We start from the raw sequence: 25,220 nt of genomic DNA, 5'->3' as shown, positions 1-25,220 counted from the left end.
GCGCAGGAAACCGACAATCCAGAAACGGCCAAGGAGTGAACCATGAGCGCCCCGGAGATACAGGCCTTTTTCGACGAGCCGACGAACACGGTCAGCTATCTCGTCGTCGACCCTGCAACGCACAAGGCGGCGGTGGTCGATCCGGTCCTCGACTACGACCACAAGTCCGGCAAGGCATCCACCCGATCGGCCGATGCGATCCTGAAAACGGCTGCCGACAGGGGGCTGGAGATTGTCTCGGTTCTGGAGACGCATGTCCATGCGGATCACCTGTCCGGCGCGCCCTATACCAAGCTCAAGATCGGCGCCAAAGTCGCCATCGGCGAGAGCATTCGCGAGGTGCAGAAGATCTTCCGTCCGGTCTTCAATGCGGACGACGTCTCCGGCGACGGCTCGGAGTTCGATCATCTGTTCTCCGACGGTGAGATTTTCGAGATCGGTTCGCTGAAGGGGGGAGGTGATCGCCACGCCCGGTCACACGCCCGCCTGCATCTCCTACAAGATCGACGGTGCGGTGTTTGTCGGCGATACGCTCTTCATGCCGGACTACGGGACGGCGCGGGCGGATTTCCCCGGCGGCGATGCGCGCCGGCTCTATCGTTCCATTCACCGATTGCTGAGCCTGCCTGAAGATACCAAGCTCTACATGTGCCACGACTACAAGGCACCGGGCCGCGACTCCTATGCCTGGGAGACGACGGTGGCGGAAGAGCGGGAGAGCAACATCCACGTGGGCGGGGCAAGAGCGAGGACGACTATGTCGCCATGTGCGAAGCGCGCGATGCGACCCCGGCCGCGCCCAACCTGTTGATGCCTTCCATTCAGGTGAACATGCGCGCCGGTAAGCCGCCGCCAGCCGAAGCGAACGGCGTTTCCTATCTCAAGGTGCCGGTAAAGCTCGCCGGCTGAGTGGGACGTTGATCGGCTCGTTTTCGACCAACCTCATTTGGTGTGTTGTGGCGTGGAACCGTCGCAACACACGCTTTGCGCGTGCTGGCGTTTGCTGCCGCTGTCACTCAATCTGACATAACGTAAAGCGGTACTTGCAGTTCTTGCCCGACTGGGCTTTCCTCGCCCCCAAAGGGAGCTTGCGTGACAGGCCAGAGGGAACGTTCAGGGGACACATGTTTTCATCGCTTTTGATCGCCAACCGTGGCGAAATCGTCTGCCGGATCATCAAGACCGCCCGCGCGCTGGGAGTGCGCACGATTGCCGTCTATTCGGAGGCGGATCGCGACGCGCTGCATGTGCGGCTGGCGGATGAAGCGGTCGCCATCGGACCTGCCCCGGCCTCCGAATCGTATCTCGACAGTGCGAAGATCCTTGCCGCGGCGAGACAGATCGGGGCGGAGGCCATTCACCCCGGCTACGGATTCTTGTCCGAAAATGCCGCCTTCGCCGAGGCATGCGAGAAGGCAGGCGTAATTTTCGTCGGCCCGCCGGCCTCCGCCATTCGTGCGATGGGGCTCAAGGACGGCGCGAAAGCGCTGATGGAAAAGGCCGGGGTTCCCGTTGTGCCCGGCTATCACGGAGATCTGCAGGATCCGGCCTTTCTCAAGCAGAAGGCCTACGAGATCGGTTATCCGGTTCTGATCAAGGCTGTGGCAGGCGGCGGCGGCAAGGGGATGCGCCGGGTGGACAAGGCGGTCGAATTCGATGACGCGCTGGAATACGCCAAACGCGAGGCTCAGAACGCCTTCGGCGATCCCCGCGTTCTGATCGAGAAGTTCGTCACCAATCCGCGCCATGTCGAGATCCAGGTCTTCGCCGACGGGCATGGTAATGCGGTGCATCTTTTCGAGCGCGACTGCTCTGCGCAGCGACGCCACCAGAAGGTGATCGAGGAAGCTCCCGCACCGGGCATGACCACTGAGGTGCGAAAAGCGATGGGCGATGCGGCCGTCGCGGCCGCGCTTGCCGTGGGCTATGTCGGCGTCGGTACGGTGGAGTTCATTGCGGACGGCTCGGGCGGACTGAAGGCGGACGGTTTCTGGTTCATGGAAATGAACACGCGCCTTCAGGTCGAGCATCCGGTCACCGAACTGGTGACGGGAACCGATCTCGTCGAATGGCAGCTTCGGGCGGCCTCCGGCGAGACCTTGCCGCGCGCGCAGCAGGACCTGACCTTGAATGGTCATGCCGTTGAAGTGCGCCTCTATGCCGAGGATCCGGATAACGGCTTTCTGCCGTCCACCGGTACGCTCGATCTTCTGCGTTTCCCACAAGGCGAAGGCATCCGCATCGATACCGGTGTGGAGGAGGGGGCTGCGGTCTCGTCCTTCTACGACCCGATGATCGCCAAGGTGATCGTGCACGGGGCGACGCGAGACGCGGCCATGGAGCGGCTTTCCGCAGCTCTCGCGCAAACGGCGGTTGTGGGCCCGCGCTGCAATCTCGCTTTCCTGCGCAAGCTGGTCGATCATCCGGCCGTGCGGGCTGGCGGGTTCGATACCGGGTTGATCGATCGCGAAATCGAGACGTTGACCGGCGGCGAGGTGTCCGATGCTGCAATCGCGGCAGCCGTTTCCATCCTGAACGGTTTGGTAAAAGAGCCGGAAGTCTCCAGCGGCTGGTCTGACCCATGGTCGATCTGCGATGCCTTCCAACTTTCCGGGGATCGCGAAGTGGGCGTGCGGGTCGTCGTCGATGGCGTGGAACGCGAAATGCGGATGGACTGGCGCAATGGCAAGCCGGTCGTGCCGACCGTGGAAAACGCAGAGGTTGTTCGCATCGCCGATGGCGTCGTGGCGCTCGAAGGCGGTCGTGCGGTAAAGGTTGCGCTTGCCGACAGTCTCTTGCGTGAGGCGAAGGACGATAGCGGTCATGCCGCCGTCAAGGCGCCGATGCACGGCAAGGTGATTGCCGTCTTTGTGGAGGAAGGCAGCGAGGTTTCTCGCGGCGACCGACTCTTCATCGTGGAGGCGATGAAGATGGAGCATGCGGTGAATGCCCCTCGCGACGGCCGGGTGGAGCGTGTCGCAGCCGGAGAGGGCGACCAGGTCGAGGAAGGGGCCGTGATCGTGGTCTTGGAAGAGATGGAGCTGGAGGCAACGGGTTGATCTCGGCCCTGTGCAAAAGGAGGCTTCGGCTTTGCGCTGGGCCTCGCTCCTGATAAATTACCTCCCATGGTCCTTCATCTCGTCAAGCTCTGTGTCGGCATTGAGTCCGTTGAGGACCTCCAGGCCTGGATCGATTTCACGCGCGACGAGGCCCGGGTTGCGGGCCGCGAATTCGAGCGGACGCACGTGACCCGCATGGTGCCGACCAAGCGCGACGAGATCCTCGACGGGGGCTCGCTCTACTGGGTGATCAAGGGACAGATACAGGTGCGCTCACGGCTGATCGATATCCGGCCGTTCACCGACGGCGCGGGGATCAAGCGCTGCGAACTCGTTATGGATCCGCGCCTGATCCGCACCGAAACCCAGCCGCGACGGCCCTTTCAGGGCTGGCGGTATCTCAAGCCGGAAGATGCTCCGAGGGATGCCCATGTGGTCGCGGACGCGCCCGACATGCCTGCGGACATGCGGCGTGAGCTGGCCGAACTCGGTTTGCTGTGAAGGGAAGGAGAGTGCGATCCGCGCTCCCGCACCTACGCCTCGGCGGCAACCGCCATGTTGTCGATGAGTCGCGTTGAGCCGATGCGTGCGGCGACGAGCAGGCGGCGGGCAGCGCCGAACTTCGGTGCTGCCAGTGTCGCGGCATCGCACAAGGCGAGATAGTCGACTTCGAACCCTTCACGCTCCAGTGCCGTATGGCCGTCGGCAAGGGCCGTCTCGACCGGAGCGCCCGCTTCCAGAGCCACGACCACATACCTCAGGATCGCCGGCAGGCGGCTTGCACTGCGCCGGGCGGCGCCGTCCAGATAGGCGTTGCGTGAGGATAGGCCGAGATCGTCGGCTTCGCGCACCGTCGGGCGGCCGATGATCTCGGTGCCGATATTGAGATCCGCGGTCAGGCGTTTGACCACGAGAAGCTGCTGATAGTCCTTCTCACCGAAGAACGCGAAATGAGGGCGGGCGGCGAGCAGCAGCTTCGTCACCACGGTGGCGACACCGGCGAAAAAGTGAGGGCGGAAATCGGTTTCCAGTCCGGCGGCCGGGCCGCCGACGGTCACCGAGGTCGCGAACCCTTGCGGATACATCTCCGCGGCGTTGGGAGCGAAGACTACGTCCACGCCGCGCCCGGTGAGCTTCTTCACATCCTCGGCTTCCGTTCGCGGGTAAGCGTCGAAATCCTCGCTCGGACCGAACTGAGTCGGATTGACGAAAGTGGAGACGACCACTGCGTCGGCCTTGGCTGCAGCGGCCTCGACCAGCGAAAGATGACCGGCGTGGAGCGTGCCCATGGTTGGAACCATGGCTATGCTGTGGCTCTGTTTGCGGCAGTCGTCGGACCAGGCCTGAAGCTCTTTGGTGGTGCGAATGAGACGTGGGGTCGCCGGGGGCCGTCACGGTGCTGTCTCCGGATCGTTGTTATGGGAAAAGCTCTGTTGCGGAGGGGTTTAGCAGAGCGTACCGGCAATTGCACCCGTGTTGATCGGGGCGGGCGCACCGCATTTCCTGAACGCGATGCGGGGGCGATCGCTTGCGAGCGGGCAAGCGAGGCTCCAAATTATGTCGGAGAAAACAGTCACGTGGAGGAGAGGATGGGCGAGAAGAAGATCCCGGCACGACGAGAGGCCGGGCCGCTGCCTCAGGAAAAGCCTCGATTTTCTTATTCCAAGATCGACGCCTTCTTGGAACAGACGCACGCGCGAGATCCGCCTCAGACGACAGGGCGGGGGCGTCTTGTCTTTGCGCTCGATGCCACGATGAGCCGTCAACCGACCTGGGACAGTGCCTGCGCCATTCAGGGCGACATGTTTGACGTGACCCCCTCCATCGGCGGACTGGATGTGTGGCTCGTCTATTTTGCGGGCTTGGCGAATGCCGGGCAAGCAAATGGGCGGGAGATGCGACGAAACTCGGATCGTTGATGAGCCGGATCGACTGCCGGGGCGGACATACCCAGATCCGGAAGGTGCTGCGCCACGCAATCAACGAGACGAAGACGCGCAAGGTTCAGGCGCTGGTCTATGTGGGCGACTGCATGGAGGAGAAAGCCGACGATCTGTGCGCGCTCGCCGAGGAGCTGGGATTGCTCGGCGTGCCAGCTTTCGTCTTTCAGGAAGGGTCGGATCCTGGAAATCGCGCGGCTGACGGGCGGGGCGTTCTGCCGCTTTTCGTTGGCTTCGGCGAAGGAGTTGCGGGACTTGCTCGCCGCGGTCGCGACGTATGCGGCGGGCGGTCGTGCCGCTTTGGAGGATCTGAACAGTCGGGGCAATGCCGGAGCCCAGCTGCTTATCGAACAGATGCGGAGCTAGCGGGCATGGCATTTTTTGTGATCGGCGTTGTCATCCTGCTGTAGTGTAGCTGCTGTTATTCGCCAATTCATTCATTTCGGCCGATCCGGCGCAGCTCGCTTTCTGGATCAAGATGGTGGGCGGGATCGTGCTGCTGGGGATTGCCGCGGCCTTTCTCATTACCTGACGATTGGCTGTTGCCATTCCCGTCGGCGCGCTGGCTTTGTCTGTCCTGGGATGGGGCAGCGCGCCCGGTTTCGGGCGTACGCGCTCCCGGCCTTCGCCGGGCAAGCGCTCCACGGTGCGTTCAGCGATGCTGGAAATGGTGCTCGATCAAGATTCGGGTGATCTGCAGGGGAGCGTGATCGCGGGCGCCTTTGACGGGCGAAGCCTCGAGGCGCTGTCACGCGACGAGATGGTCGAGTTGTGGCGCGAAACGGCAGGGGACGGCGAAAGCCGTTCCTTACTCGAAGCTTATCTCGACCGCAGGCATCCCGGATGGCGTGTAGACTTCGAGGCGGATAGCGCACCGTGGCAGAACGGCCCGACGAGCTCTGGCGCCATGAGCGAGGAGGAGGCCTATCAGGTGCTTGGGCTTTCGCCCGGCGCCGGGGAGGCGGAAATCCGAGCGGCCCACTGACGTCTTCTGCTTAGATTGCACCCCGACCAGGGGGGCTCGACTTTCCTTGCGGCCAAGATCAACGAGGCCAAGGACAGACTTCTCAGAAATCATGGATCCTTCCATACGCAAAACTAGCTGGAGGTCGGAAAGCAAAGGCTTTCCAAGAAACGACCGGTGCGATGAACGCCGCTCCGGCCGCAGGCGACAACAATTCGAATTCACTGTGTGGCGTAGCAACCGACCTTTACGCGCTTGAGAGACCGGCATGTTGCAACGGCTGCATCCTGGTTGGGAAAGCCCGCGAAGCGGGCGCGATAGAGCGTCTGGCCATTGCTCTGAATGGTCTGGGTGAAGGGCGTGCGGCCCTTGAGGACCTTGCCCGCCTTGTCTTCCGCCTTCTTGAGCATTTCGAGCGCGCCGGCTTCCGACGGGGTGGCGGCGATCTGTACGTGCCAGCCGGCGGGGCGGACGGGGGTTGGATCAGTCGGCGTGGAGGCAACCGTGATCGTCTTGGCCTTGGGCTGTGCCTTTGCGGCGGAGAGGTCTTTCAGCTCCGCCGTTTCAGCCAGAGCATGGGCCCGTGCGATGGCGACGTTGATGGCCTTGGGCGCCGGCACGATGCTGGCGGTCTCGATCGTGGATTCGGAATCCGCGTCGCCCTCGGCCAGAACCGGGGGAACGAGATCATCGGCATTTTCAGGCGTATCGGGCTCGGTCACTGCGACCGGCGGCAAGGGAATGTCGGCGACGACAATCGGCTCGTCCGGTGCGGACGAAGTGTCGTCAGGCTTGGCGGAGGGCAATGGTGCACGACGAGCGACGATGATGAAATCCCGTTTGGTGGCACGGCTGGCCTTGGGCAGATAGGTTGCGATCAGCTTGCACATCTGGGCGTCGCGGGAGCGGCCGGTGCGTCCGCCGAACACGACGGCAACGATGTGGCGGCCGTCCTTGCGAACGGAGGTCACCAGATTGAAGCCCGAAGCGCGGATGTAACCGGTCTTGATGCCGTCGACACCCTCCACGTGGCCGAGCAGGTGGTTGTGGTTGCCATAGCGGCGGCCCTTGTAGGTGAAGACCCGCGTGGAGAAGTGTTTGTAATACTTGGGGAACCGCTCCTGGATGGCGCGCCCGAGGCGGGCCGTGTCAGCGGCGGTCGTGTATTGGTGGCTGTTCGGCAGGCCGGACGCATTGCGGAACTGGGTGTTGCGCATGCCGAGCTGATGGGCCGTACGGGTCATGCGCCTTGCGAATGCGGGTTCGGACCCGGCAATGTTTTCGCTGACCGTGGAGGCGACATCGTTGGCGGACTTGGTAACCAGCGCGCCGATCGCATCGCGTACGCGGATCGTCTGTCCGGGACGCAGGCCGACCTTGGAAGGCGGCATTCCGGCCGAGTGCCGGGACGCCTTCAGCTGCGTGCTGAGCGACATGCGGCCCGCTTCCAGCTCCTCGAACAGGATATAGAGCGTCATGATCTTGGTTAGCGAGGCAGGGTAGCGGTGCGAGTTAGCGTGGTTGGCATAGAGGATCTTGCCGGTCTTTGCGTCCACCACGATGCCTGCGTATTTACTATTGGCCGAAGCCGGAGGAGCCACGGCAAACGTGGCGGCGGTGGCGATGCATAGCATCACCCAGACCTTGATCGGCGTCGACAGCGCAGCGGAGCGGCGGTTACGCGAATGCATGATCAAGACAACCCCATTACCGACCGGGTTTGCTTGCTTCCCAGCCTGAACACATTGACGCTTTCGGGTACGTGACGCCATGGTTCCTGTTTACCCGTGCCGTGCGAAATGCAATGCCCGCTTTGTTTCCTAGTGCCTTCAGCTACTTGGCGAAGACCGATCCAGTCGGTCCGTTCGACCGTCACCGCGATGTCAGGACAGGATGAATAAACGCGGTTACGAATCTGTAAAGTTGGGGAGACAGCTTGTGCTTATCCGTCTCGCTTCGGGACGAGCGATTAAACTATTGCAATGCAATATTAAAACCTTGACATTTTTTGTGCAGTGCATTATTTCTGAGCTATTGTTTCAGTGTCCGGTCGTTATCCGGGGGTGTCTATCTGCGTGCAAAGCGAAGGTGGGGTTCAACCAGATGATTAACGGGTTTGATGAATTGCAGAAGGCCAACAAGGACAGCATGGATATGGCGTCCAAGAGCTTTGGCGCTTTTTCCAAGGGTCTTCAGGCGATTGCGACCGAGTATGCCGATTTCTCCAAGAAGTCCGTAGAGGACTGGACCGCTGCGTTTGAGAAGATGGTCGCCGCGAAATCGCCGGACAAAGCCTTCGAAGTGCAGTCGGATTATATGAAGAGCGCCTACGAGAACATGGTCGGCGAGTTCAACAAGCTCTCCGAGATGTATCTCGATCTCGGCAAGGAAGCCTACAAGCCTTTCGAGGGAATGATCGGCAAGGCCGCTTCCAAGTAGGCATTCGTCACTGACACAGCGATGGTTTTGGAATGTTCGAGGTCCGGCACGCCGGGCCTCTTTGTTTTTGTGCTCTCTATTTCATATCGGATCGACGTTGTTCAACCCGGGATCCTCCATCGCAATTTTTCGCGGGGCCAGACGGTTGAATGCGCGAATTTTAATGGCTTTGACGCTGCGAATGCGGACAAGCCCCATTGCGCCAATCGGCAAGCGGCTTACAATTCGCATAAAGTGACCTACATGGTCTGTCGGGAAGGCCATGCCGGATACGGCGACTAGGAACGTCCCGAAAGAAGGCTCGAAGGGGCCTTGTCGGAGGCGATCGGCGAACGAGATTCCCAGGACCGGACGATGCAATGGCACATCCGGTGCCGATGGGAGGCGAAGCGGAGTTCAGGATCGGTTTCCCGGGCGCCGCTCTCGAGGATCGAGAATGGTCACGGGGTTGCTTCGGGGCCCCCGAGGTTGGGATCAACGGTAGGACTGATCGGGGTCGGCGGCAAGACAGACCGGACGGGGATGAGTAGAGACAATAGTCACGAAAATGACGGTGATACGGGAACCGTCATAGTTACGAAGGCGCGGTCGAAAACGAAACGGCCGAACATGTATCGCGTGCTGCTCCTGAACGACGATTACACGCCGATAGGGTTCGTCGTTCATGTGCTGGAGCGCTTCTTTCAGAAAAACCAGGAGGACGCCACCCGTATCATGCTTCACGTGCACCATCACGGTGTCGGGGAGTGCGGTGTCTTCACCTACGAGGTCGCAGAGACCAAAGTGACTCAAGTCATGGATTTTGCGCGCAAACATCAGCATCCGCTGCAGTGCGTCATGGAGAAGAAATAAGGGGACCCACGTGCCGTCATTCTCCCGCAGCCTGGAAAAAGCCCTGCATCAGGCTCTCGCCCATGCAAATGAACGCAACCAGGAATACGCGACGCTGGAACACCTTCTGTTGGCGCTGATCGACGATCAGGACGCGGCCGCAGTCATGCGGGCGTGCAATGTCGATCTCGATCTCCTGCGGCGCAACCTGATCGAATATATCGACACCGAACTCGACAACCTCGTCCACGACACGGACGACGACTCCAAACCAACAGCCGGATTCCAGCGCGTCATACAGCGCGCGGTCATTCACGTGCAGTCGTCGGGGCGCGAAGAGGTGACGGGAGCCAACGTGCTCGTGGCGATCTTCGCCGAGCGCGAGAGCCATGCCGCCTATTTCCTGCAGGAGCAGGACATGACGCGCTACGACGCGGTGAACTACATCTCGCACGGCATCGCCAAGCGTTCGGGTTCCTCCGAACAGCGCACGGTGCGTGGGGTCGACGAGGATGCTGCGACCGTGGAGGATCAGGAGCCGACTAAGAAGAAGACGGATGCGCTGGAGGCGTATTGCGTCAACCTCAACGAGAAGGCCCGTGAGGGCAAGATCGATCCGTTGATCGGTCGCGACAAGGAAATCCAGCGCACCATTCAGGTGCTGTGTCGCCGCCAGAAGAACAATCCGCTGTTCGTCGGTGATCCCGGTGTGGGCAAGACTGCCATCGCGGAAGGTCTCGCCCGGCGCATCGTGAGTGCGGACGTGCCGGAGGTCCTGCGTGATTCAACCATCTTCTCGCTCGACATGGGCGCGCTTCTGGCGGGAACCCGTTATCGCGGCGATTTCGAGGAACGTCTGAAGCAGGTCGTCAAGGAGATCGAAGATTATCCGGGCGCGATCATGTTTATCGACGAGATCCATACGGTGATCGGCGCCGGGGCGACGTCGGGTGGGGCGATGGATGCCTCCAACCTGCTCAAGCCGGCCCTGGCGTCGGGCGCGATCCACTGCATCGGCTCGACCACCTACAAGGAATATCGCCAGTTCTTTGAGAAGGATCGGGCACTCGTCCGCCGCTTCCAGAAGATCGACGTGAACGAACCGTCGCTCACCGATGCGATCGCCATCCTCAAGGGGCTGAAGCCCTATTTCGAGACTTATCACAAGGTTCGCTACACCAACGATGCGATCAAGTCGGCGGTGGAACTGTCGGCGCGCTACATCTCCGACCGCAAGCTGCCGGACAAGGCGATCGACGTGATCGACGAAACCGGCGCCTCGCAGAGGCTGCTTCCGGAGAGCCGCCGTCGCAAGACAATTGGTGTGAAGGAGATCGAATCCACCATCGCCACCATGGCGCGGATCCCGCCGAAGTCCGTGTCGCGCGACGATGCGGAGATGCTGTTGGGACTGTCGGCCTCGCTGAAGCGCGTGGTCTACGGCCAGGATGCTGCGATCGATGCGCTGTCGTCGGCCATCAAGCTGGCGCGTGCGGGCTTGCGCGAGCCGGAAAAGCCGATCGGGTCGTATCTCTTCTCCGGTCCGACCGGTGTGGGCAAGACGGAAGTTGCCCGTCAGCTCGCCTCGTCGCTTGGCGTGGAGCTGATCCGGTTCGATATGTCGGAGTACATGGAACGCCACACCGTCTCGCGGTTGATCGGTGCGCCTCCGGGGTATGTCGGCTTTGATCAGGGCGGTATGTTGACCGATGGCGTCGACCAGCATCCGCACTGCGTGCTGCTGCTCGATGAGATCGAGAAGGCCCATCCGGACCTGTTCAACATCCTGTTGCAGGTGATGGATCACGGCAAGCTGACCGATCACAACGGCAAGACCGTCGGTTTCCGCAATGTGATCCTGATCATGACCACGAATGCGGGCGCGGCCGACATGGCCAAGGAGGCAATCGGGTTCGGGCGTACCAAGCGCGAGGGCGACGATACGGAGGCGATCAACCGGCTGTTCACGCCGGAATTCCGCAACCGTCTCGATGCGATCATCGCCTTCGGCAACCTGCCGATGGATGTGGTCTACCAGATCGTCAACAAGTTCGTCATGCAGCTCGAAGCCCAGCTCGCCGACCGTGGCGTGACGTTCGAGCTGACGGACGAGGCGGTCAAATGGCTGGCCGACAAGGGCTACGATCCGCAGATGGGCGCGCGCCCGTTGTCGCGGGTCATTCAGGACAACATCAAGCAGCCGCTTGCGGATGAGGTGTTGTTCGGCAAGCTGCAGAAGGGCGGCACCGTCAAGGTCTCGGTGGAAACGCCGAAGGACGGCAAGCCGGGTCTGAAGCTTGAGGCCATCGAGGACACGCTGGTTCGGCCGAAAAAGCCGACGGCCGCGAAAAAGCGCAAGAGCACTTCCAAGGCGAAATCAGCGCCCAAGGGCGACGGCGGCGGTGAGGACGCAAAGCGTTCGCTGGTGCCGAAGGTGCCGCTAGCCGATTGAGCCTGCGCCATACGAAACAGAGAAAGGGTCGGTCCCGTGGGGCGGCCCTTTTTGTTTTGGGGGAGGAAATCCTTTTCCAGAGCCGATTTTTCCATTTTAGCTATGACAAAAATGCGTAGGCTATCCGTCAGCACATGCATCTTATGACCTGACCTAGCGGTTCCGGCTTGTTAGTGTGTCATCTCTAATTTTTAAATCTCCAAATGGATCTGTCCCTTGTCTGAAGTCGATGAGATGTCACGGCCGGAGCCTTGTCCTTCCGGTTGCGTCCGGTTCTTTCGCGGTGCTCGTGCCGTGGTTTCACTTCCTGCCGTCATTCTGAGACCGCGGCCTTTATCGGATATGCCGGGCTTGCGCGTGGGAGCGGGCTGTCGCTCGGCGAAACGCTGGCGCTGACCGGGCTCGTGTGGGCGCTGCCTTCCATCGTGGTGATGACGGGAGCTATCACCTCCGGCATGGAGCTCATTCCCACCGAGATCGCCGTGGCGCTCGCATCGGTGCGCTTGATGCCCATGTCCGTGGCGTTGATGCCCGTCCTGCGGGTCGAAGGGCGTCGAATGCCGCGCTGGAAATTGTCTGACCTCTCATTTCGTCGCGGTGACGGCCTGGGTCTACGCGATGATCCACCTGCCGAACCTGCCGAGAGAGGGGAGGTTGCCTTTCTTCCTGGGGTTCGGGGCGACGATTTCCGGGTTCGTCTTTTCTGCATGACCGGCATTGCCTATGAGCTTGTGGGTGCCATGCCTGAGCCTCTGACGGCGGCATTGTTCCTGCTGATCCCGGTCTACTTTCTCTGTTACTTGTGGGAGGCGTCGCGGCAGAGCGAGGAAAAGCCGGCTATGACCGCCGGGCTCGTTCTGGGACCGCTCTTCTATGTCTATGTGCTGGGGCTCGATCTTCTGTGGAACCGGACTTCTCGGCGGCACGTTGGCTTATGCCGGGACGCGCATCGCCAACGCGGTGCGGCCATGAATGCGATGACAGATGCCTGGTGGTGGCCCTCTATGTGATGATCATCGTCGCAGGTTGGCTTGCGACTGACATATGGCGCTGGATTGGCGTGGTGGTCGCGGGTCGTCTGCGCGAGGACAGCGAGATACTCGCCTGGGTCAAGGCGGTGGCGACCGCGCTGGTGGCGGGCGTCATCGCGAGGCTGATCCTGTTTCCGGCCGGTTCGCTGGCGGAGGCGCCGATCTGGCTGCGCGTTGTCGCGGCTGTGGCCGGGTTCGCGGTATTTCTGAGCACCCGTCAGCGCCTCATATTCGGGATATTGAGCGCTGGGGCGATCCCGATCGGCGGCTGGATGGTGCTGGAGTTATGAACGCACGGAACGCTGCGGAGACAGGTTTCGCGCGGCGTTCGTGCCGGTCATCGTGTGAAGCGCTCTTTGAAGATGGTCAGGACAGCGCCTGGTGGATATTTTCGGCCTGAGCGGCCAGCACGTCCTGATCGCCCATCTCGCCGGTATGGGGGCGCAGGCTCACGCCGGTGAAGCGCGGAATGACGTGGACGTGGGTGTGAAAGACCGCCTGTCCGCCTGCTTCTTCTGAAAACTGCTGGATGGTGCAGCCGTCGGCCTCAAAGGCGGCGATGCTGGCGCGGGTGACCTTCTGGACTGTCGCCATCAGCGTCGTTAGGTCGGCGGGGGCGATGTCGAAAATGTTGGTTGCGCGAAGCGGCCTTGGGGACCCACCAGCACATGATCGTCGCCGCGAGGCATCACGTCCATGAAGGCCAGGGTGTTGTCGTCTTCATAGATCTTGTGGCAGGGTAATTCATCGCGCAGGATTTTCGCGAAGACGTTCTGGTCGGCATAGTCGGGCGTGGTCATGGACTCAGCTTCCACCGGTTGTTGTTAGGATCGCGTTTCCTATAGCTCAAATTCGCTTCGGACAAAACGAGACGAAGGTGCACGACGCAGTCGCGCCGCGGCGCCCGGCATTGAGAAAACGATTCAACTCGCGCCGAAACGGGAGTCGTTTCAGGGCTCTCACTCAGTCCCTTCACCCCGTCTGTAGGGGGCGTGGTGGCTCAGGACCTCCTGTTCTTCCGCCACCGCGCGGCGTTCATCCTCTAGGTAATCCTCAACCGCACGGTGCAGGCCGGGATGGGCGATCCAGTGGGCCGACCAGGTCGTCTCGGGCATGTATTCCGCGGGCGAGCTTGTTGTGCTCCCTGAGCTCCCGCTTTCACGCGCCTGAGGCGGTGGCTGATCGCGTAGTCGATGGCCTGGTGGTAGCATAGCTCGAAATGCAGGAAGGGGTGATCCTCCGTGCAGCCCCAGTAACGGTCATAGAGGGTATCGGAGCCGATCATGTTGAGCGCTCCGGCAATGTAGTGACCATCCCGTCGGGCCATCACCAGCAGGATGCGCTCCCCCAGCATCGAAAAGAAGGTGCGGTTGAGGTAAGGCCGTCCCCACTTGCCCGAGCCGGTGTCCATGTAAAATTCGTAGAAGGCGTCCCAATGGTCCTCGGTGATGTCCTTGCCGGTGAGCCATTCGATCGTGATGTCGTTCTGCAGCGCTTCGCGACGTTCGCGACGCACGGCCTTGCGCTTGCGCGAGGCCAGCGTGGAGAGGAAGTCGTCGAATGTCTCGTAACCGCGATTGGTCCAATGGAACTGGCGATCGGTGCGAATGAGAAAATCGTCGCGGTCGAGAAACTCGGCTTCGTCCTTCGGCAGGAAGGTGAGGTGGACGGAAGAGGGGCCGAGTTGGTCGCACAGTTGATGGAGACCGGCGGCCAGAACGGCACGGCCGGTGTCGCGGTCGATGTCGGGACCCACGAGCAGCCTGCGACCGGTTGCGGGCGTGAACGGCACCGAGATCTGCAGCTTGGGATAGTAGCGCCCGCCGGTCCGTTCAAATGCATCCGCCCAGCCATAATCGAAGACGTACTCGCCTTGCGAATGCGTCTTCACATAGCAGGGGGCTGCGGCCAGCGGTGACCCGTCCTCGTCTTCCAGCAACAGGTGCTGTGCCAACCAATCCGTGCGGGGCGCTGCGCAGCCGGACTCCTCAAGTGTGTATAAAAACGCATTTGAAATGAATGGGTTGAAGGTGGTTTCTTCGCGTTTTGATTCAGGTTCTTGAAGTTTTGATTCAGGCGGTCGAGGATCTGCGCCGCCTGTCAGGGGCTTGGTCGCGCCTGTTGGGGCAGAGGTGCGCTCTGCTTGATGTGACGATTCAAGTCGTCCTCTCTCACTCAGGATCCAGCCTGGATTGGCCAGTCGGTCCCAGCGGGTTGCCGGAATATCGGCGAGGGTGGAGAGGACGCGGATGATGTGGTTCGAACTGTCGGTCATCGCTTGATGGCTTGGGACGAGGCTCTTGAATATCTAGTACGTCGTTCGGGCAGTTCTATGGTCACGCGCGATCTGGATGATCCGCGTGGAAATCGGAATGCGGGATCCGTCGAGATCGGAGACTAGATCCGATCCGGATCAAAGCCTTCGAAAACGATCTGATCTGCATAGCGGGCAGCTGCCGCGCGATCGTCGGCCGTGCGCACTGTCCAGGTCATGACCGGCACGCCGAAAAGGTGGCGCATGATCCAGGGCGCGGGGGCGGGCAGGGAGTGCACGCCGTAGGATATGAAATCGGGCCGGGTGCGTGGCCAATGCAGCATGTTGCGCAGGATGAAGCGTTCCATGACGCCAAATTGTCGGCGCCATTCCGCGCTGCGCGTGTTCTCCGCCAGGATGCCGCGTGGGCGGTCCGGCATGGCGTGGCGAATATTGGTCAGAATTTCGGGATCGAACGTTTTCAACGTCACCGACCCGTCATAGGAGGCGAGCTTTTCGGCGACACCTTCGACGAAGGCACGTTGGCCGTTGCGGGCGTTGAGCGACTTCAACTCGATGATGAGCAGCACGCGACCGGCGACGAGGGCATCCAGATCCCAAAGCCTGTCCTTGCCGTCGCGAACTCGGAATGGTTACGAGCTCGGCAAGCGTGCGCGTCCGGACCGGACCCGTTTCGCGGGTCAGCCGATCGAGATTGTCGTTATGGAAGACGACGGCTCCCTGGTCGGCCGTTTCCTGCAGGTCGACTTCGATGGCAAAACCGCGCTCAAGCGCAGCGGCAACCGCGTTTGGGCTGTTTTCGATGCGACCGGCGGATGCGTCGTGCAATCCGCGGTGGGCAATCGGTCGGGCGGTCAGCCAATCGGGGGCAGACATGGGCACGTGTCCCGTTCAGCGATGGTCTCAGGACAGCTCGAAGATCGCCTCGACCTCGACCGCAACGCCGAAGGGAAGCCCGGCGACGCCGACGGCGGAACGGGCATGACGTCCCTTGTCGCCCAGAACCTCGACTATCAGCTCCGACGCGCCGTTGATGACCTTCGGCTGGTCGCCGAAATCGGGCGTGCAGTTGACGAAGCCGGTCAGCTTGACCAGCCGGGCGATGCGGTTCAGGTCGCCGGTCGCGGCCTTGGCCTGGGCAAGAAGGTTGATGGCGCACAGGCGGGCGACCTTTTGACCGTCTTCCACCGAGAGATCTTCGCCGCAGCGGTCTTTAAAGCCAATGCCGGAGCTGTCGGAGGGGAGTTGCCCGGAGATATAGAGGTGCGTCCGCTGAGTACATAGGGCACATAGTTGGTGGTAGGGGCGGCGGGACTGGGCAGGACAATGCCTAGATCGGCAAGTCTGGTTTCGATCGATGCACTCATGGGAGGCTCCGGCAGATCAGGAAAATGAGGTGGGGGCATTGGCGCAATTTGCGAATGGCGGCAACGGGGTTATCCTTTCTTTTCATGCGGGGATGTTATCAAGCTTGGACAGGCGCATGGCGCCGACTTGTTTCATCCGTTGTCTCCGTCGGGTTTCGGCGCGGAGCGCATCCCCATTCCAAGGTGTGGCGCGCGCGTAAACGTCCCCAGGTCGAGAGGCTCATCCGTGCCGCACTCCGTTCGTCGTTCCTTCAAATCCTTCCGTTTGTTTTCGGGCGTTGCGGGGATTGCGACCGCCGCGTTCATGGGCTTGTCGGCCGCTCAGGCTCAGGCCCTTTCCAATGTTGAGGATCTGGTACCGCATCGCGCGGTCTATAACCTGAAATTGCACGACGCCAGCGATCGGTCCGGCATCGCCGCCGTTGACGGTCGCATCGTCTACGACATTAGCGGATCGCGGTGTGAGGGGTATACGTCGACATTTCGATTGGTGATGAGGGCCTTCGATACCAAGGGCGGATCTCAGCTTACGGACCTGAAGACGTCGTCCCACGAAGGTGGCAATGGCTTCGATTTCACCGTGCGTACCTTCGCCAACGGCGTGCAAACGGAAGACACGCTCGGGCATGCGCGCCATGACGATACCGGGATCGTCGTCGATCTGAAGCGCTCGGACGAGGAAACGCTTTCCTTCGAAGGCGACGCGCTTCTCCCTGTCGAACACACGAAGGCGATCATCGCTGCTGCACAGGCGGGAAGGCATATTCTTCAAGCGGATACGTTTGACGGGTCGGAAAGCGGCCGAGCCGTGTTCCCAACTCTGACGGTTATCGGCAAGCCCGTTGACAAGACAGATGGAAACGAGGCGTCCGCAAACGCTGCCGTGCGCGGGGAAGATCATGCGGATGTCGTCGCCAAGATCGGCAAGGAACGTGCCTGGCCGGTCACGGTCAGCTACTACGATTCCAGCACGCAGATGACGGAAAGCGCGCCGATCTACGAGATATCGTTTCTTCTCTACGCCAACGGCATCACCCGCCGCTTGCTGCTCGATTATGGCGATTTCTCCATCGACGGAGGCCTGAGCGATATCGAGTTTTACAAGCCCGCGGCTCCGTGCCCGGCAAATTAGGACCGCTTGCCGCCCCAAACGAAGCCTAGCTCGACCGCGTCCTTGCCGAACTTCTCCCTGAGCGTATCGACTGCGTGCTCTGCCTTGGCGGCGCGGGTTGAGGCCTCGTCGACCAGATCGTTCGGGTCGGCAAAGGCTGCATCGCAGAGATCTGAAACGCCGATGCCGAGGAGGCGAAAGCGGCGGCCGTTCGTCTCTCCGAGAAGCACTTCGCGTCCCGTGCGGAAGATCCTGTCGGCAAGCTGGGTCGGATCGGCAAGCTGACGGGAGCGGGTATGGATGTGGAAATCAGGTGTCTTGAGCTTCAGCGTGACCGTGCGTCCGGCAATGCCTGCCTTCTTTAGCCGGAAGGAGATCTTCTCGGACAGACGGCGTAGCACCCGGATCAATTCATCCGCATCGCGGATGTCGGTGTTGAAGGTCGTTTCTGCCGATACGTTCTTGGCTTCGTTGTCTGGTGAGACTTTCCGATCGTCGCGGCCGCGGGAAAGGTAGGCCAGACGGAGCCCTATTGTGCCGTAGTACTTGGCGAGATCCGTTTCGTCGGTTGCCTGCAATTGCGCGATGGCCGTGATGCCGTCGGCGGCGAGCTTTCCCTCCAGCGACTTGCCCACGCCCCAGATCTTCGAGACCAGCAGGGATGCCAGCAGCGAGGCCGTTTCAGCCCGGCCGATGATGGAAAACCCACGCGGCTTGTCCATGTCGGACTCCATCTTGGCCAGAAACTTGTTGTGCGACAGGTCGACGGAGACGGTGATGCCGATCTCCCGCTCGACCGTGGCGGCGAAACGGGCGAGCGTTTCGGCCGGGCTTGCATGGTGCAGGCGTTTCGTGCCGGTGAGATCGAGGAAGGCCTCGTCGATGGAAAGCGGTTCCACGAGTGGCGTCAGCGCCCGCATCATTTCGCGGATCTCGCGTCCGATACCGGCTGTATTTCTCCATGTCGGGCGGAATGACAACCGCGTCCGGGCAGGTTTCCAGCGCTTTGAACATCGGCATGGCCGAATGCACGCCGGAGATACGGGCAATGTAGCAGGCGGTGGAGACCAGGCCCCGCTTGCCGCCGCCGACGATGAGCGGTTTGTTGCGCAAGCTCGGATCGTCGCGCTTTTCAATCGATGCGTAGAAGGCGTCGCAGTCGATATGGGCGATCGTCAACTCATCCAGTTCGTCATGCCGTACGATGCGCGGGCTGCCACAGGAGGGACAGTGCGGCACAGTCGGGGAGACGGGCGTCATGCAATCGCGGCATAGCGCCTTGAGGGGCCGGCCGGGCTGGGAGGGGCCTGATTGCATGGCTTGACGAACCCGTCGTAGTGAAGAGGGGAAATTATAACCCGAAGCTCGGCGGTCAGCACGCGCCTTGATTGTCGGCGGCGCTGTTATCCCGCCTCAAGCAGCGTTTCGATATGGGCGCGGGTCGCTGCCAGTCGTTGGTGAAGAGTGTCGCGCCTTCCACGGGATCTGCTCCGGCGAAAAAGCGTGGATCGGCGATGAACTGGATGATGTGGACGCCGAGAACCGCGTTGCGTACCGACGTCAGGTTCGCGATTTGTCCGAATGCGGGGTTTACTCCGGCCCGGCCTTCAGACATCGTCGTCGACCGATCCAACGAGGCGGAAATGGGCGACGGCGATCATCGTCGGCCGTATCCGCGCGTTTTCGGTAAAGGTGAGCAGCAGCGACTCGTCCGACATGAGGAATTCCAGGACACCTGCGAGGAAGCCGGGTTCTGCCGCCGCATCGCGCAAGGTGTCGGGACCAAGGCCCGAGAAAGCGAGAAAACGGCCAAGATGATCCGGTTCACGGGCGATGAAGCCCAGTGCCTCGACGGCGATTCCTTCTGCCTCTTGCGGCGTCAATCCGCTGTCTCGCTCGATTCCGATCACCTGTTTGCCTTTCCGAAACGAATCCACGTTAGTCTTTTCACCGATATCCGGGGGACGGGGTTGCTGAAAGTGTGCTGCAAGGGAAGAGACCCTCGCAAGCCGTCAGCCGTCCTCGCCCCGCCAGTAGAGGCGCTCTGATGGCAAAAACCGTGCTCATCGTGGAAGACAACGAGCTCAACATGAAGCTCTTCCACGACCTGCTCGAAGCGCATGGCTACGCAACGCTTCAGACCCGAAACGGTCTGGAAGCGCTCGACCTGGCGCGCGCCCACCGGCCCGACCTGATCCTCATGGACATCCAGTTGCCCGAGGTCTCGGGGTTGGAGGTGACCAAATGGATCAAGGAAGACGACGATCTCAAGACCATTCCGGTCATCGCCGTCACTGCCTTCGCAATGAAGGGGGACGAGGAGCGAATCCGCCAGGGCGGATGCGAAGCCTATATCTCCAAGCCGATTTCCGTCGCGAAGTTTCTGGAAACGGTCCGTTTCTATCTCGGGGAAGCTTGAACAAGGAGCTCATGCGAGCCCATGTCCGCACGCATCCTAGTGGTCGACGATATACCTGCCAACGTCAAGCTGCTTCAGGCGCGGTTGATGGCGGAGTATTTCGAGGTCCTGACTGCCACCAGCGGTCAGGAAGCGCTCGAGATCTGCGAAAACGAAGAATGCGGCATCGTTCTGCTCGACGTGATGATGCCGGGCATGGACGGGTTCGAGGTCTGCCGACGTCTCAAGGCCAATCCGGTGACCCGTCATGTACCGATCGTCATGGTGACGGCGCTCGACAGGCGTCCGATTGGGTCTGTGGGCTCGAAGCCGGAGTGGATGATTTTCTCACCAAGCCCGACAGCGAGATCGCGCTGATCGCGCGTGTGAGAAATCTCATCCGGCTGAAGCGTGCCGCCGACGAACTGACCATGCGGGCCCACACCAATCGGGAGATGGGCCACGACGAGATGGACGACGTGGAGGACACTCTGCGCGTCAGCGCCGGGAAGGCGCTGCTGGTCAATGACCGGCGCTCGTCCTATGAGCGGATTGCCGGGGGCTCTCCAGCGCATTGGACGTTTCGGTGGAGACCAACCCGTAGGAGGCGCTCTTTCGGGTTGCGGGCGGCGATTTCGACGTTGTCCTTCTGTCCTTATCTCTGGAAGGCTTCGACAGCCTGCGTCTGTGCTCGCAACTGCGTTCTCTTGAGCGGACACGTTCCTTGACAATTCTGCTGATCGTGGAGCCGGAAGACGAAGAGCGGCTGGTCCGCGGACTGGAAATCGGCGTCAACGACTATATCCGGCGTCCGGTCGATACGAACGAACTAATCGCACGCACGCGCACGCAGGTGCGCCGCAAGCGCTATGCCGACTATCTGCTGCATTCGGTGCGCGAGACCATGGAAATGGCCGTCACCGATGAGCTGACCGGCCTGCATAACCGGCGCTATTTGCTCACCCATCTGGAAAGCTCTTTCCAGCAGGCGCAGCAGCGACGCACGGGGCTGACCTTCCTGATCTGCGATATCGATTTCTTCAAGTCGATCAACCACACCTACGGCCACGATGTGGGCGATGAGGTGTTGAAGGAATTCGCGTACCGGATGCACTGCTCGTTGCGTGGGCAGTATCTGGTGTGCCGCTATGGCGGTGAGGAATTCGTCATCGTGATGCCGGACACGGATCCTGGCTCTTGCCTATGGAGTGGCGGAACGGGTGCGCAAGCGCATCGCGTACGAGCCGTTCATGGTGCAGGGCGGGGCGAAGGCGATCGATGTGACTGTGAGCGTCGGCGTGGCGGCGGTCGCCGGGCGTGACGATACGATCGAACACCTGATCAAACGCGCTGATACCGCGTTCTATGCCGCAAAGCGGGACGGGCGCAACCGCGTCGTCGCTGATGCGGCCTGACAAGCTCTTTACGCCAATCCTTCACAAGCCACGTATCGGCGGTATCCATCACAGGGTGGCGCAGAAACTTCCCCTGAGCTGTATCAAGGTGAATTTTATCCGCATGTAAATCTCGTGTTCGTGCTGGATGTTTATTGGCTGATTGAGCGTTGAAGGTGCGGTCGCGTCGCCCCCCATATCGTCGCACGAGAGCGAAATTCCTGCAGTTTTCTCCAATCTCGACTTATTGTGCTTGCGGTCTGCCACGCTAGGACTTCCGAGTCCGGCAACCTGTCGCCCGGTTTCGGGCGCTCCGGAATAAAGGATTGATCTTAGCTGGCAGAGGACGGGGAGTTTCTGCCTTGAATCGATCTACGGCCGACCTCTGAACGGGCCGGTACATCTCGTTGCTTTTCAGCACTTTCATTGCCTATGTCGGCTTTCAAATGCTCGTTCCCACGTTGACCGCGCATATTCGGCAAGCCGGCGGATCCAACCTGAGTGCCAGTCTCACCTACAGCGCGGCTGCGATTGCCGCCCTGTTGTCGCGCTCCGTCTTCGGTTCGCTGATGGACAGGGTCGGACGACAACCGGTTCTGTTGATCGGCGGTGCCATTCTGGTTGTCACCAATCTTCTGCTTTTCGCCGTATCGCAGATCCCGTCGGTGTGCGTCCTCCGCTTCTGTCAGGGTGTCGGATGGGGCATGACGTCAACCGCCTTGGCGACGATCGCCTCCGATATCGTTCCGCCGCGTCGAATGGGGGTGGGGATCGGCTATTTCGCCCTATCGATCGTCTTCGCCACGTCCCTGTCCGTTGTGGTGGGGGCATGGCTGATGAATTGGGCCGGTTTTTCCGCGATGCTTGGTTGTTCGACGGTATTGTTTGCCGCCGCGCTCATGGTGTGTCTGCGATTTGGCGCTTCGCCTTTCAATCGGCCGGATGCGGCACGAAAGCCGTTCGTCTCGCTGCCGGCGAGACGGTTTGAGCCGCGCGCTGTTCTTCCCGCCTTTCTGTGCTTCCTCCATTCGGTTGCCTTCAGCGGCATCATTACGTTCATCATGCTGTTCGGCGCCGAAAGCGGCATCGCAAATGTTTTCATGTTTTTCATCGGCTATGTGCTGATGATCGTCATAAGCCGTCCGCTGGTGGGGAGGATCTTCGACAGCAAGGGGCACGCCGTCATCATCATTCCAGGTATCGTGGCGATGATTGTCGAGCTTCTCCTGCTGTCCTGTTCCCACTCGGAGCTTTTGCTGGTCGTCTCGTCGCTCTTCTATGGCCTGGGGTTCAGCATGGTGCAGCCCTCTCTGCAGGCTTGGGCGGTCGGGCGTTCACCCGCCGATCGCAAGGGCGCGGCCAACGGCATCTTCATGTCGTCGTTGGACCTCGGCTATGCCAGCGGGGCCGTTCTGACCGGGGCAATTGTTTTGGCGACGAGCTATGCCGAGATGTACTGCTTGTCGCCCATATTGCTGGTGATCTTCCTGGCAATCTATATCGCCGCACTGAAACGCGAGCGGAAATAGCCTTTAGCCGCGACAGTCGACATCGCTCAGGTATGTAAAACGAATGCCATGCGAATGATGTCGTCCGCTTCAATCGGCGTTTGGGGGAATGCGGAGTTATCCCGGATAGGGGAAAGGCTTTGGGGGTAATTGTCCCACGTCCAGAACGCCCAGCCTTAAGGTTAACGGTTTACTAAAATTGAAGGCAATTTAGACTTAAACACCAACAAAGCGTTGAAAAATCCCGGGTGTCGAGTAGTGTTAACCTTGGAGTTAGAGTCTTGCAGCAGGCCCCGCAGAGGAGAGGGCAGCATCAGTAAGCGGAACCAGCTTCGCATTTGAAGCGTCCTTTAGGGCCGGTACGTTTGACTGAAGTCTGGGTGCGTTCGCTTCAAGAAGAACGTGCCGTTCTCCTGAACGGGACACGAGACATCCGCTTTGCGACAGAGACGGTCGATGCGAGACGATAGTGCTCGCCCAAGCTTCCGCGAAGCGGCGGTCGCGTCTGAACAGGCTCTCAACAGCTACCCTACGGAGTGCTCAGGTCCGCCGCATCTCCTGGGGCGGTGGGATCTGGCCGGTCGGAAAGCGGGTATGAGTGGCCTCCTCGTAACGCCCGCTTCCCGCCGGTCACCATCGCTTCCGGATCTCTTATCATCGACCAGGTTGCGCCAGCTCCATTCATTGAGCATGGCAAGATTCTCTATGGCGTGCAGGTATGTGCGTCGTTTCAATCCACAGGAAGCGGGTCGCACACGCGCTGGTTGAAGCTGGCGCGAAAGGGATCGTTTTGCGATTTGAGTGTGGCGATTCTCGTCAGAGCGGCGAGGGGCAGGCACAAAAAAAGCGCGGTTGAACCGCGCTTTTATATCAGTCTTCTGGAAAGAAGACTTACTTGATCTTCGCTTCCTTGAACTCGACGTGCTTACGCGCGACCGGGTCGTACTTCTTCATCGATATCTTTTCGGTCACCGTGCGGCTGTTCTTCTTCGCAACGTAGAAGTAGCCGGTATCTGCCGTCGAAACGAGCTTGATCTTGATCGTTGTGGCTTTGGCCATAGCCGTTATCCCTTGGGTCTACGCCCTCGCGGCCAGTATCCGGCAACAGGGAGAGGGCGATGGCATGAAAATCGTGCGAAAACCTACGCATCGTCGGTGCAAAGTCAAGCGGGCTCTTGCGTGAGGTGTCCGAAGGCGTGCGATTTCTCCCGAATTCATATGCCTTCGGGTTTGCGCATCCGCCGGAAGGCGACGAGAAGATAAAGCGCAAAGAACGCCGAAACGGTCCACGGCATGGCCGCCGGGATGCCGGTATCGAGTGCTGCTCCCATCGTCATCGGCCCGGCCAGCATGCCGAGGGAATACATCATCGCGAAAGCCGCATTAGCGGAGGCGAGGTTGGCGCCTGTGAAACGGGAGCCCAGATGCGCCAACCCGATCGTGTACATCCCCGCGATGATGCCGCCCCACAGGAAGAGCAACAGCGAAAGCCCCGCGAACGTGCCGCTCATGGGCGGGATGGCGAGAGCGCCGAGTGCGCCCACGAGTGCGCAGGCCGTCAGGAGCTGACGGCGCTCGAAACGGTCTGCCAGCAATCCCATGGGGATCTGCATGACCACGTTTCCGCCGACGAATGCGGAGACCAGCAGAGCGGTATGTGTCGTCTCCATTCCCACGTGAACGCCGTAGATCGGCAATAGCGACATGGATCCCGATTCCACGGATCCGAAAATGAATCCCGCCAGCGTCGCCATCGGTGCGATGAAGAAGAAACGGGCGAAAGGGCGGTCGTGCCCGCCGTCGATGATGGGACTGGTGCTGCGGGCAAGGAGCACGGGGAGGGCGGCCATGACGAGGATCGTGCTGCCGATGGCGAAGGGCAGCATGCCCGTTGCGCCGATTGCCGCAAAGAGCATCGGTCCGACGACGAAACCTGCCGACAGAATGGTGGCGTAGATACCCAGGATCAGGCCGCGTCGGCTGGCGGGAGCGAGCGCGTTGATCCAGAACTCCGACAGAACGAAGGTCGCCGTGACCGCGCCGTGGAAGACCAGGCGGAGCGGGAACCAGGCCCAGAAGGTCTCTATGACGTGGAATAGATAGAACGAGACGGCCGACAGGATCACCATCCAGAAGGCAAGCCGTGCCGTGCCAACGCGCCGCGTCAGCGGCGTCACGAACGGCGTGACGACGACGGAGGCGATCCCGGCGAAAGCCGTGTTGATACCGGTCCAGGTCGGGGAGATGCCGCGCTGCTCCAGGATGAGGGAGAGCAACGGCAAGCTGAGGCCAAGCGAGATGCCCACGGCGGTGATCGTGGAAATCGCCGCGGCGATCCCACGCCATCGCGCGCCGGAGGAAATCGGAGAAACTCGCGGTGGCGTCGCCTCGGACATCGCCTGCTGATCCTGTGACGCAAATAAAGAGGCGGGGGGGGAGCCGTCGCAGTGC

Annotated in this window: 19 protein-coding genes and 7 pseudogenes; 14 read left to right on the top strand and 12 right to left on the bottom strand. The window is 60.9% G+C overall.

What is annotated here, in order from left to right; genetic code table 11:
• Positions 1-42: 42 nt before the first annotated feature.
• The 3 genes and pseudogenes from QNJ43_RS02535 to QNJ43_RS02525 all read left to right on the top strand — a co-directional run bounded on the left by QNJ43_RS02535 (position 43) and on the right by QNJ43_RS02525 (position 3,560).
• Positions 43-909 (top strand): annotated as a pseudogene (locus tag QNJ43_RS02535) (MBL fold metallo-hydrolase).
• Between the two features lie 215 nt (positions 910-1,124).
• Positions 1,125-3,059 (top strand): acetyl/propionyl/methylcrotonyl-CoA carboxylase subunit alpha, encoded by a 1,935-nt coding sequence (locus tag QNJ43_RS02530; RefSeq protein ID WP_300467103.1) that lies wholly within the window; start codon positions 1,125-1,127, stop codon positions 3,057-3,059.
• Between the two features lie 66 nt (positions 3,060-3,125).
• A complete protein-coding gene (locus QNJ43_RS02525; RefSeq protein ID WP_300467101.1) occupies positions 3,126-3,560 on the top strand; it encodes a DUF1489 family protein in 435 nt (144 codons plus the stop codon).
• A 32-nt stretch (positions 3,561-3,592) separates the two neighbouring features.
• On the opposite strand, the gene panC is transcribed toward QNJ43_RS02525, so the two are convergent.
• Positions 3,593-4,426, bottom strand: coding sequence for a pantoate--beta-alanine ligase (gene panC / locus QNJ43_RS02520; protein ID WP_300467288.1), 834 nt, complete (start codon positions 4,424-4,426; stop codon positions 3,593-3,595).
• A 222-nt stretch (positions 4,427-4,648) separates the two neighbouring features.
• Here panC and QNJ43_RS02515 point away from each other — a divergent pair.
• Both QNJ43_RS02515 and QNJ43_RS26625 read left to right on the top strand, forming a co-directional pair.
• Positions 4,649-5,365: pseudogene (locus QNJ43_RS02515) on the top strand (VWA domain-containing protein).
• A gap of 169 nt (positions 5,366-5,534) precedes the next feature.
• Positions 5,535-5,984, top strand: a complete 450-nt coding sequence (locus QNJ43_RS26625) for a hypothetical protein (RefSeq protein WP_346432819.1) — start codon at positions 5,535-5,537, stop codon at positions 5,982-5,984.
• A 200-nt stretch (positions 5,985-6,184) separates the two neighbouring features.
• On the opposite strand, the gene QNJ43_RS02505 is transcribed toward QNJ43_RS26625, so the two are convergent.
• The gene (locus QNJ43_RS02505; protein ID WP_300467099.1) at positions 6,185-7,654 is read right to left on the bottom strand and encodes a D-alanyl-D-alanine carboxypeptidase; all 1,470 of its coding nucleotides are present in this window, start codon (positions 7,652-7,654) and stop codon (positions 6,185-6,187) included.
• Between the two features lie 412 nt (positions 7,655-8,066).
• On the opposite strand from QNJ43_RS02505, the gene QNJ43_RS02500 reads away from it, so the two are divergent.
• The 5 genes from QNJ43_RS02500 to QNJ43_RS02485 all read left to right on the top strand — a co-directional run bounded on the left by QNJ43_RS02500 (position 8,067) and on the right by QNJ43_RS02485 (position 13,006).
• Complete coding sequence (locus tag QNJ43_RS02500) at positions 8,067-8,402, top strand: phasin family protein (protein WP_300467097.1); 336 nt, start codon at positions 8,067-8,069, stop codon at positions 8,400-8,402.
• Between the two features lie 522 nt (positions 8,403-8,924).
• On the top strand, positions 8,925-9,254 hold the full coding sequence (clpS, locus tag QNJ43_RS02495; protein ID WP_300467095.1) for an ATP-dependent Clp protease adapter ClpS: 330 nt from the start codon (positions 8,925-8,927) through the stop codon (positions 9,252-9,254).
• Positions 9,255-9,264: 10 nt separating this feature from the next.
• Positions 9,265-11,685, top strand: a complete 2,421-nt coding sequence (clpA, locus tag QNJ43_RS02490) for an ATP-dependent Clp protease ATP-binding subunit ClpA (protein WP_300467093.1) — start codon at positions 9,265-9,267, stop codon at positions 11,683-11,685.
• 251 nt (positions 11,686-11,936) lie between these two features.
• Positions 11,937-12,695, top strand: coding sequence for an AzlC family ABC transporter permease (locus tag QNJ43_RS26620; RefSeq protein WP_346432818.1), 759 nt, complete (start codon positions 11,937-11,939; stop codon positions 12,693-12,695).
• A complete protein-coding gene (locus QNJ43_RS02485; RefSeq protein ID WP_346432817.1) occupies positions 12,677-13,006 on the top strand; it encodes an AzlD domain-containing protein in 330 nt (109 codons plus the stop codon). The genes QNJ43_RS26620 and QNJ43_RS02485 overlap by 19 nt, the downstream gene beginning before the upstream one ends.
• Positions 13,007-13,082: 76 nt before the next feature.
• Here the strand turns inward: QNJ43_RS02485 and QNJ43_RS02480 are convergent.
• The 5 genes and pseudogenes from QNJ43_RS02480 to QNJ43_RS02460 form a co-directional block, all read right to left on the bottom strand.
• Positions 13,083-13,516: pseudogene (locus tag QNJ43_RS02480) on the bottom strand (HIT domain-containing protein).
• A gap of 159 nt (positions 13,517-13,675) precedes the next feature.
• Positions 13,676-14,991 (bottom strand): annotated as a pseudogene (locus tag QNJ43_RS02475) (GNAT family N-acetyltransferase).
• A 122-nt stretch (positions 14,992-15,113) separates the two neighbouring features.
• Positions 15,114-15,560 (bottom strand): hypothetical protein, encoded by a 447-nt coding sequence (locus QNJ43_RS02470; protein WP_300467091.1) that lies wholly within the window; start codon positions 15,558-15,560, stop codon positions 15,114-15,116.
• The gene (locus QNJ43_RS02465; protein ID WP_300467089.1) at positions 15,469-15,867 is read right to left on the bottom strand and encodes a glycerophosphodiester phosphodiesterase family protein; all 399 of its coding nucleotides are present in this window, start codon (positions 15,865-15,867) and stop codon (positions 15,469-15,471) included. Before QNJ43_RS02465 ends, QNJ43_RS02470 begins: the two co-directional genes overlap by 92 nt.
• 27 nt (positions 15,868-15,894) lie before the next feature.
• Positions 15,895-16,358: pseudogene (locus QNJ43_RS02460) on the bottom strand (RidA family protein).
• Between the two features lie 226 nt (positions 16,359-16,584).
• Here QNJ43_RS02460 and QNJ43_RS02455 point away from each other — a divergent pair.
• Positions 16,585-17,490 carry a cell envelope integrity EipB family protein gene (locus tag QNJ43_RS02455; RefSeq protein ID WP_300467087.1) on the top strand — a complete coding sequence of 302 codons (906 nt, stop codon included), beginning with the start codon at positions 16,585-16,587 and terminating at the stop codon, positions 17,488-17,490.
• On the opposite strand, the pseudogene QNJ43_RS02450 reads toward QNJ43_RS02455, so the two are convergent.
• From QNJ43_RS02450 to QNJ43_RS02440, 3 genes and pseudogenes are all read right to left on the bottom strand, one after another.
• A pseudogene (locus tag QNJ43_RS02450) lies at positions 17,487-18,729 on the bottom strand (DNA polymerase IV). The gene QNJ43_RS02455 and the pseudogene QNJ43_RS02450 overlap by 4 nt on opposite strands.
• 112 nt (positions 18,730-18,841) lie before the next feature.
• Positions 18,842-19,084 (bottom strand): hypothetical protein, encoded by a 243-nt coding sequence (locus QNJ43_RS02445; protein WP_300467085.1) that lies wholly within the window; start codon positions 19,082-19,084, stop codon positions 18,842-18,844.
• Entirely contained in the window at positions 19,077-19,379 is a 303-nt protein-coding gene (locus QNJ43_RS02440) for a DUF3572 domain-containing protein (RefSeq protein ID WP_346432816.1), read from the bottom strand. The genes QNJ43_RS02445 and QNJ43_RS02440 overlap by 8 nt, the downstream gene beginning before the upstream one ends.
• Before the next feature lie 137 nt (positions 19,380-19,516).
• On the opposite strand from QNJ43_RS02440, the gene QNJ43_RS02435 reads away from it, so the two are divergent.
• From QNJ43_RS02435 to QNJ43_RS02425, 3 genes and pseudogenes are all read left to right on the top strand, one after another.
• Positions 19,517-19,888, top strand: coding sequence for a response regulator (locus QNJ43_RS02435; protein WP_300467083.1), 372 nt, complete (start codon positions 19,517-19,519; stop codon positions 19,886-19,888).
• A 21-nt stretch (positions 19,889-19,909) separates the two neighbouring features.
• Positions 19,910-21,282 (top strand): annotated as a pseudogene (locus QNJ43_RS02430) (PleD family two-component system response regulator).
• 386 nt (positions 21,283-21,668) lie between these two features.
• A complete protein-coding gene (locus QNJ43_RS02425) occupies positions 21,669-22,790 on the top strand; it encodes an MFS transporter (protein WP_300467081.1) in 1,122 nt (373 codons plus the stop codon).
• Positions 22,791-23,660: 870 nt separating this feature from the next.
• On the opposite strand, the gene rpmG is transcribed toward QNJ43_RS02425, so the two are convergent.
• Positions 23,661-23,828, bottom strand: coding sequence for a 50S ribosomal protein L33 (rpmG, locus tag QNJ43_RS02420; protein WP_300467079.1), 168 nt, complete (start codon positions 23,826-23,828; stop codon positions 23,661-23,663).
• Between the two features lie 155 nt (positions 23,829-23,983).
• Positions 23,984-25,165: an MFS transporter gene (locus QNJ43_RS02415; RefSeq protein WP_300467077.1), complete on the bottom strand. Its 1,182-nt coding sequence runs from the start codon at positions 25,163-25,165 to the stop codon at positions 23,984-23,986.
• Between the last annotated feature and the right edge of the window lie 55 nt (positions 25,166-25,220).

This window comes from Breoghania sp. (assembly GCF_030066895.1).
Taxonomy (GTDB): Bacteria; Pseudomonadota; Alphaproteobacteria; order Rhizobiales; family Stappiaceae; genus Breoghania.
Note: the sequence above shows the minus strand (reverse complement) of the source record. Positions and strands in the feature narration are given on the sequence as shown.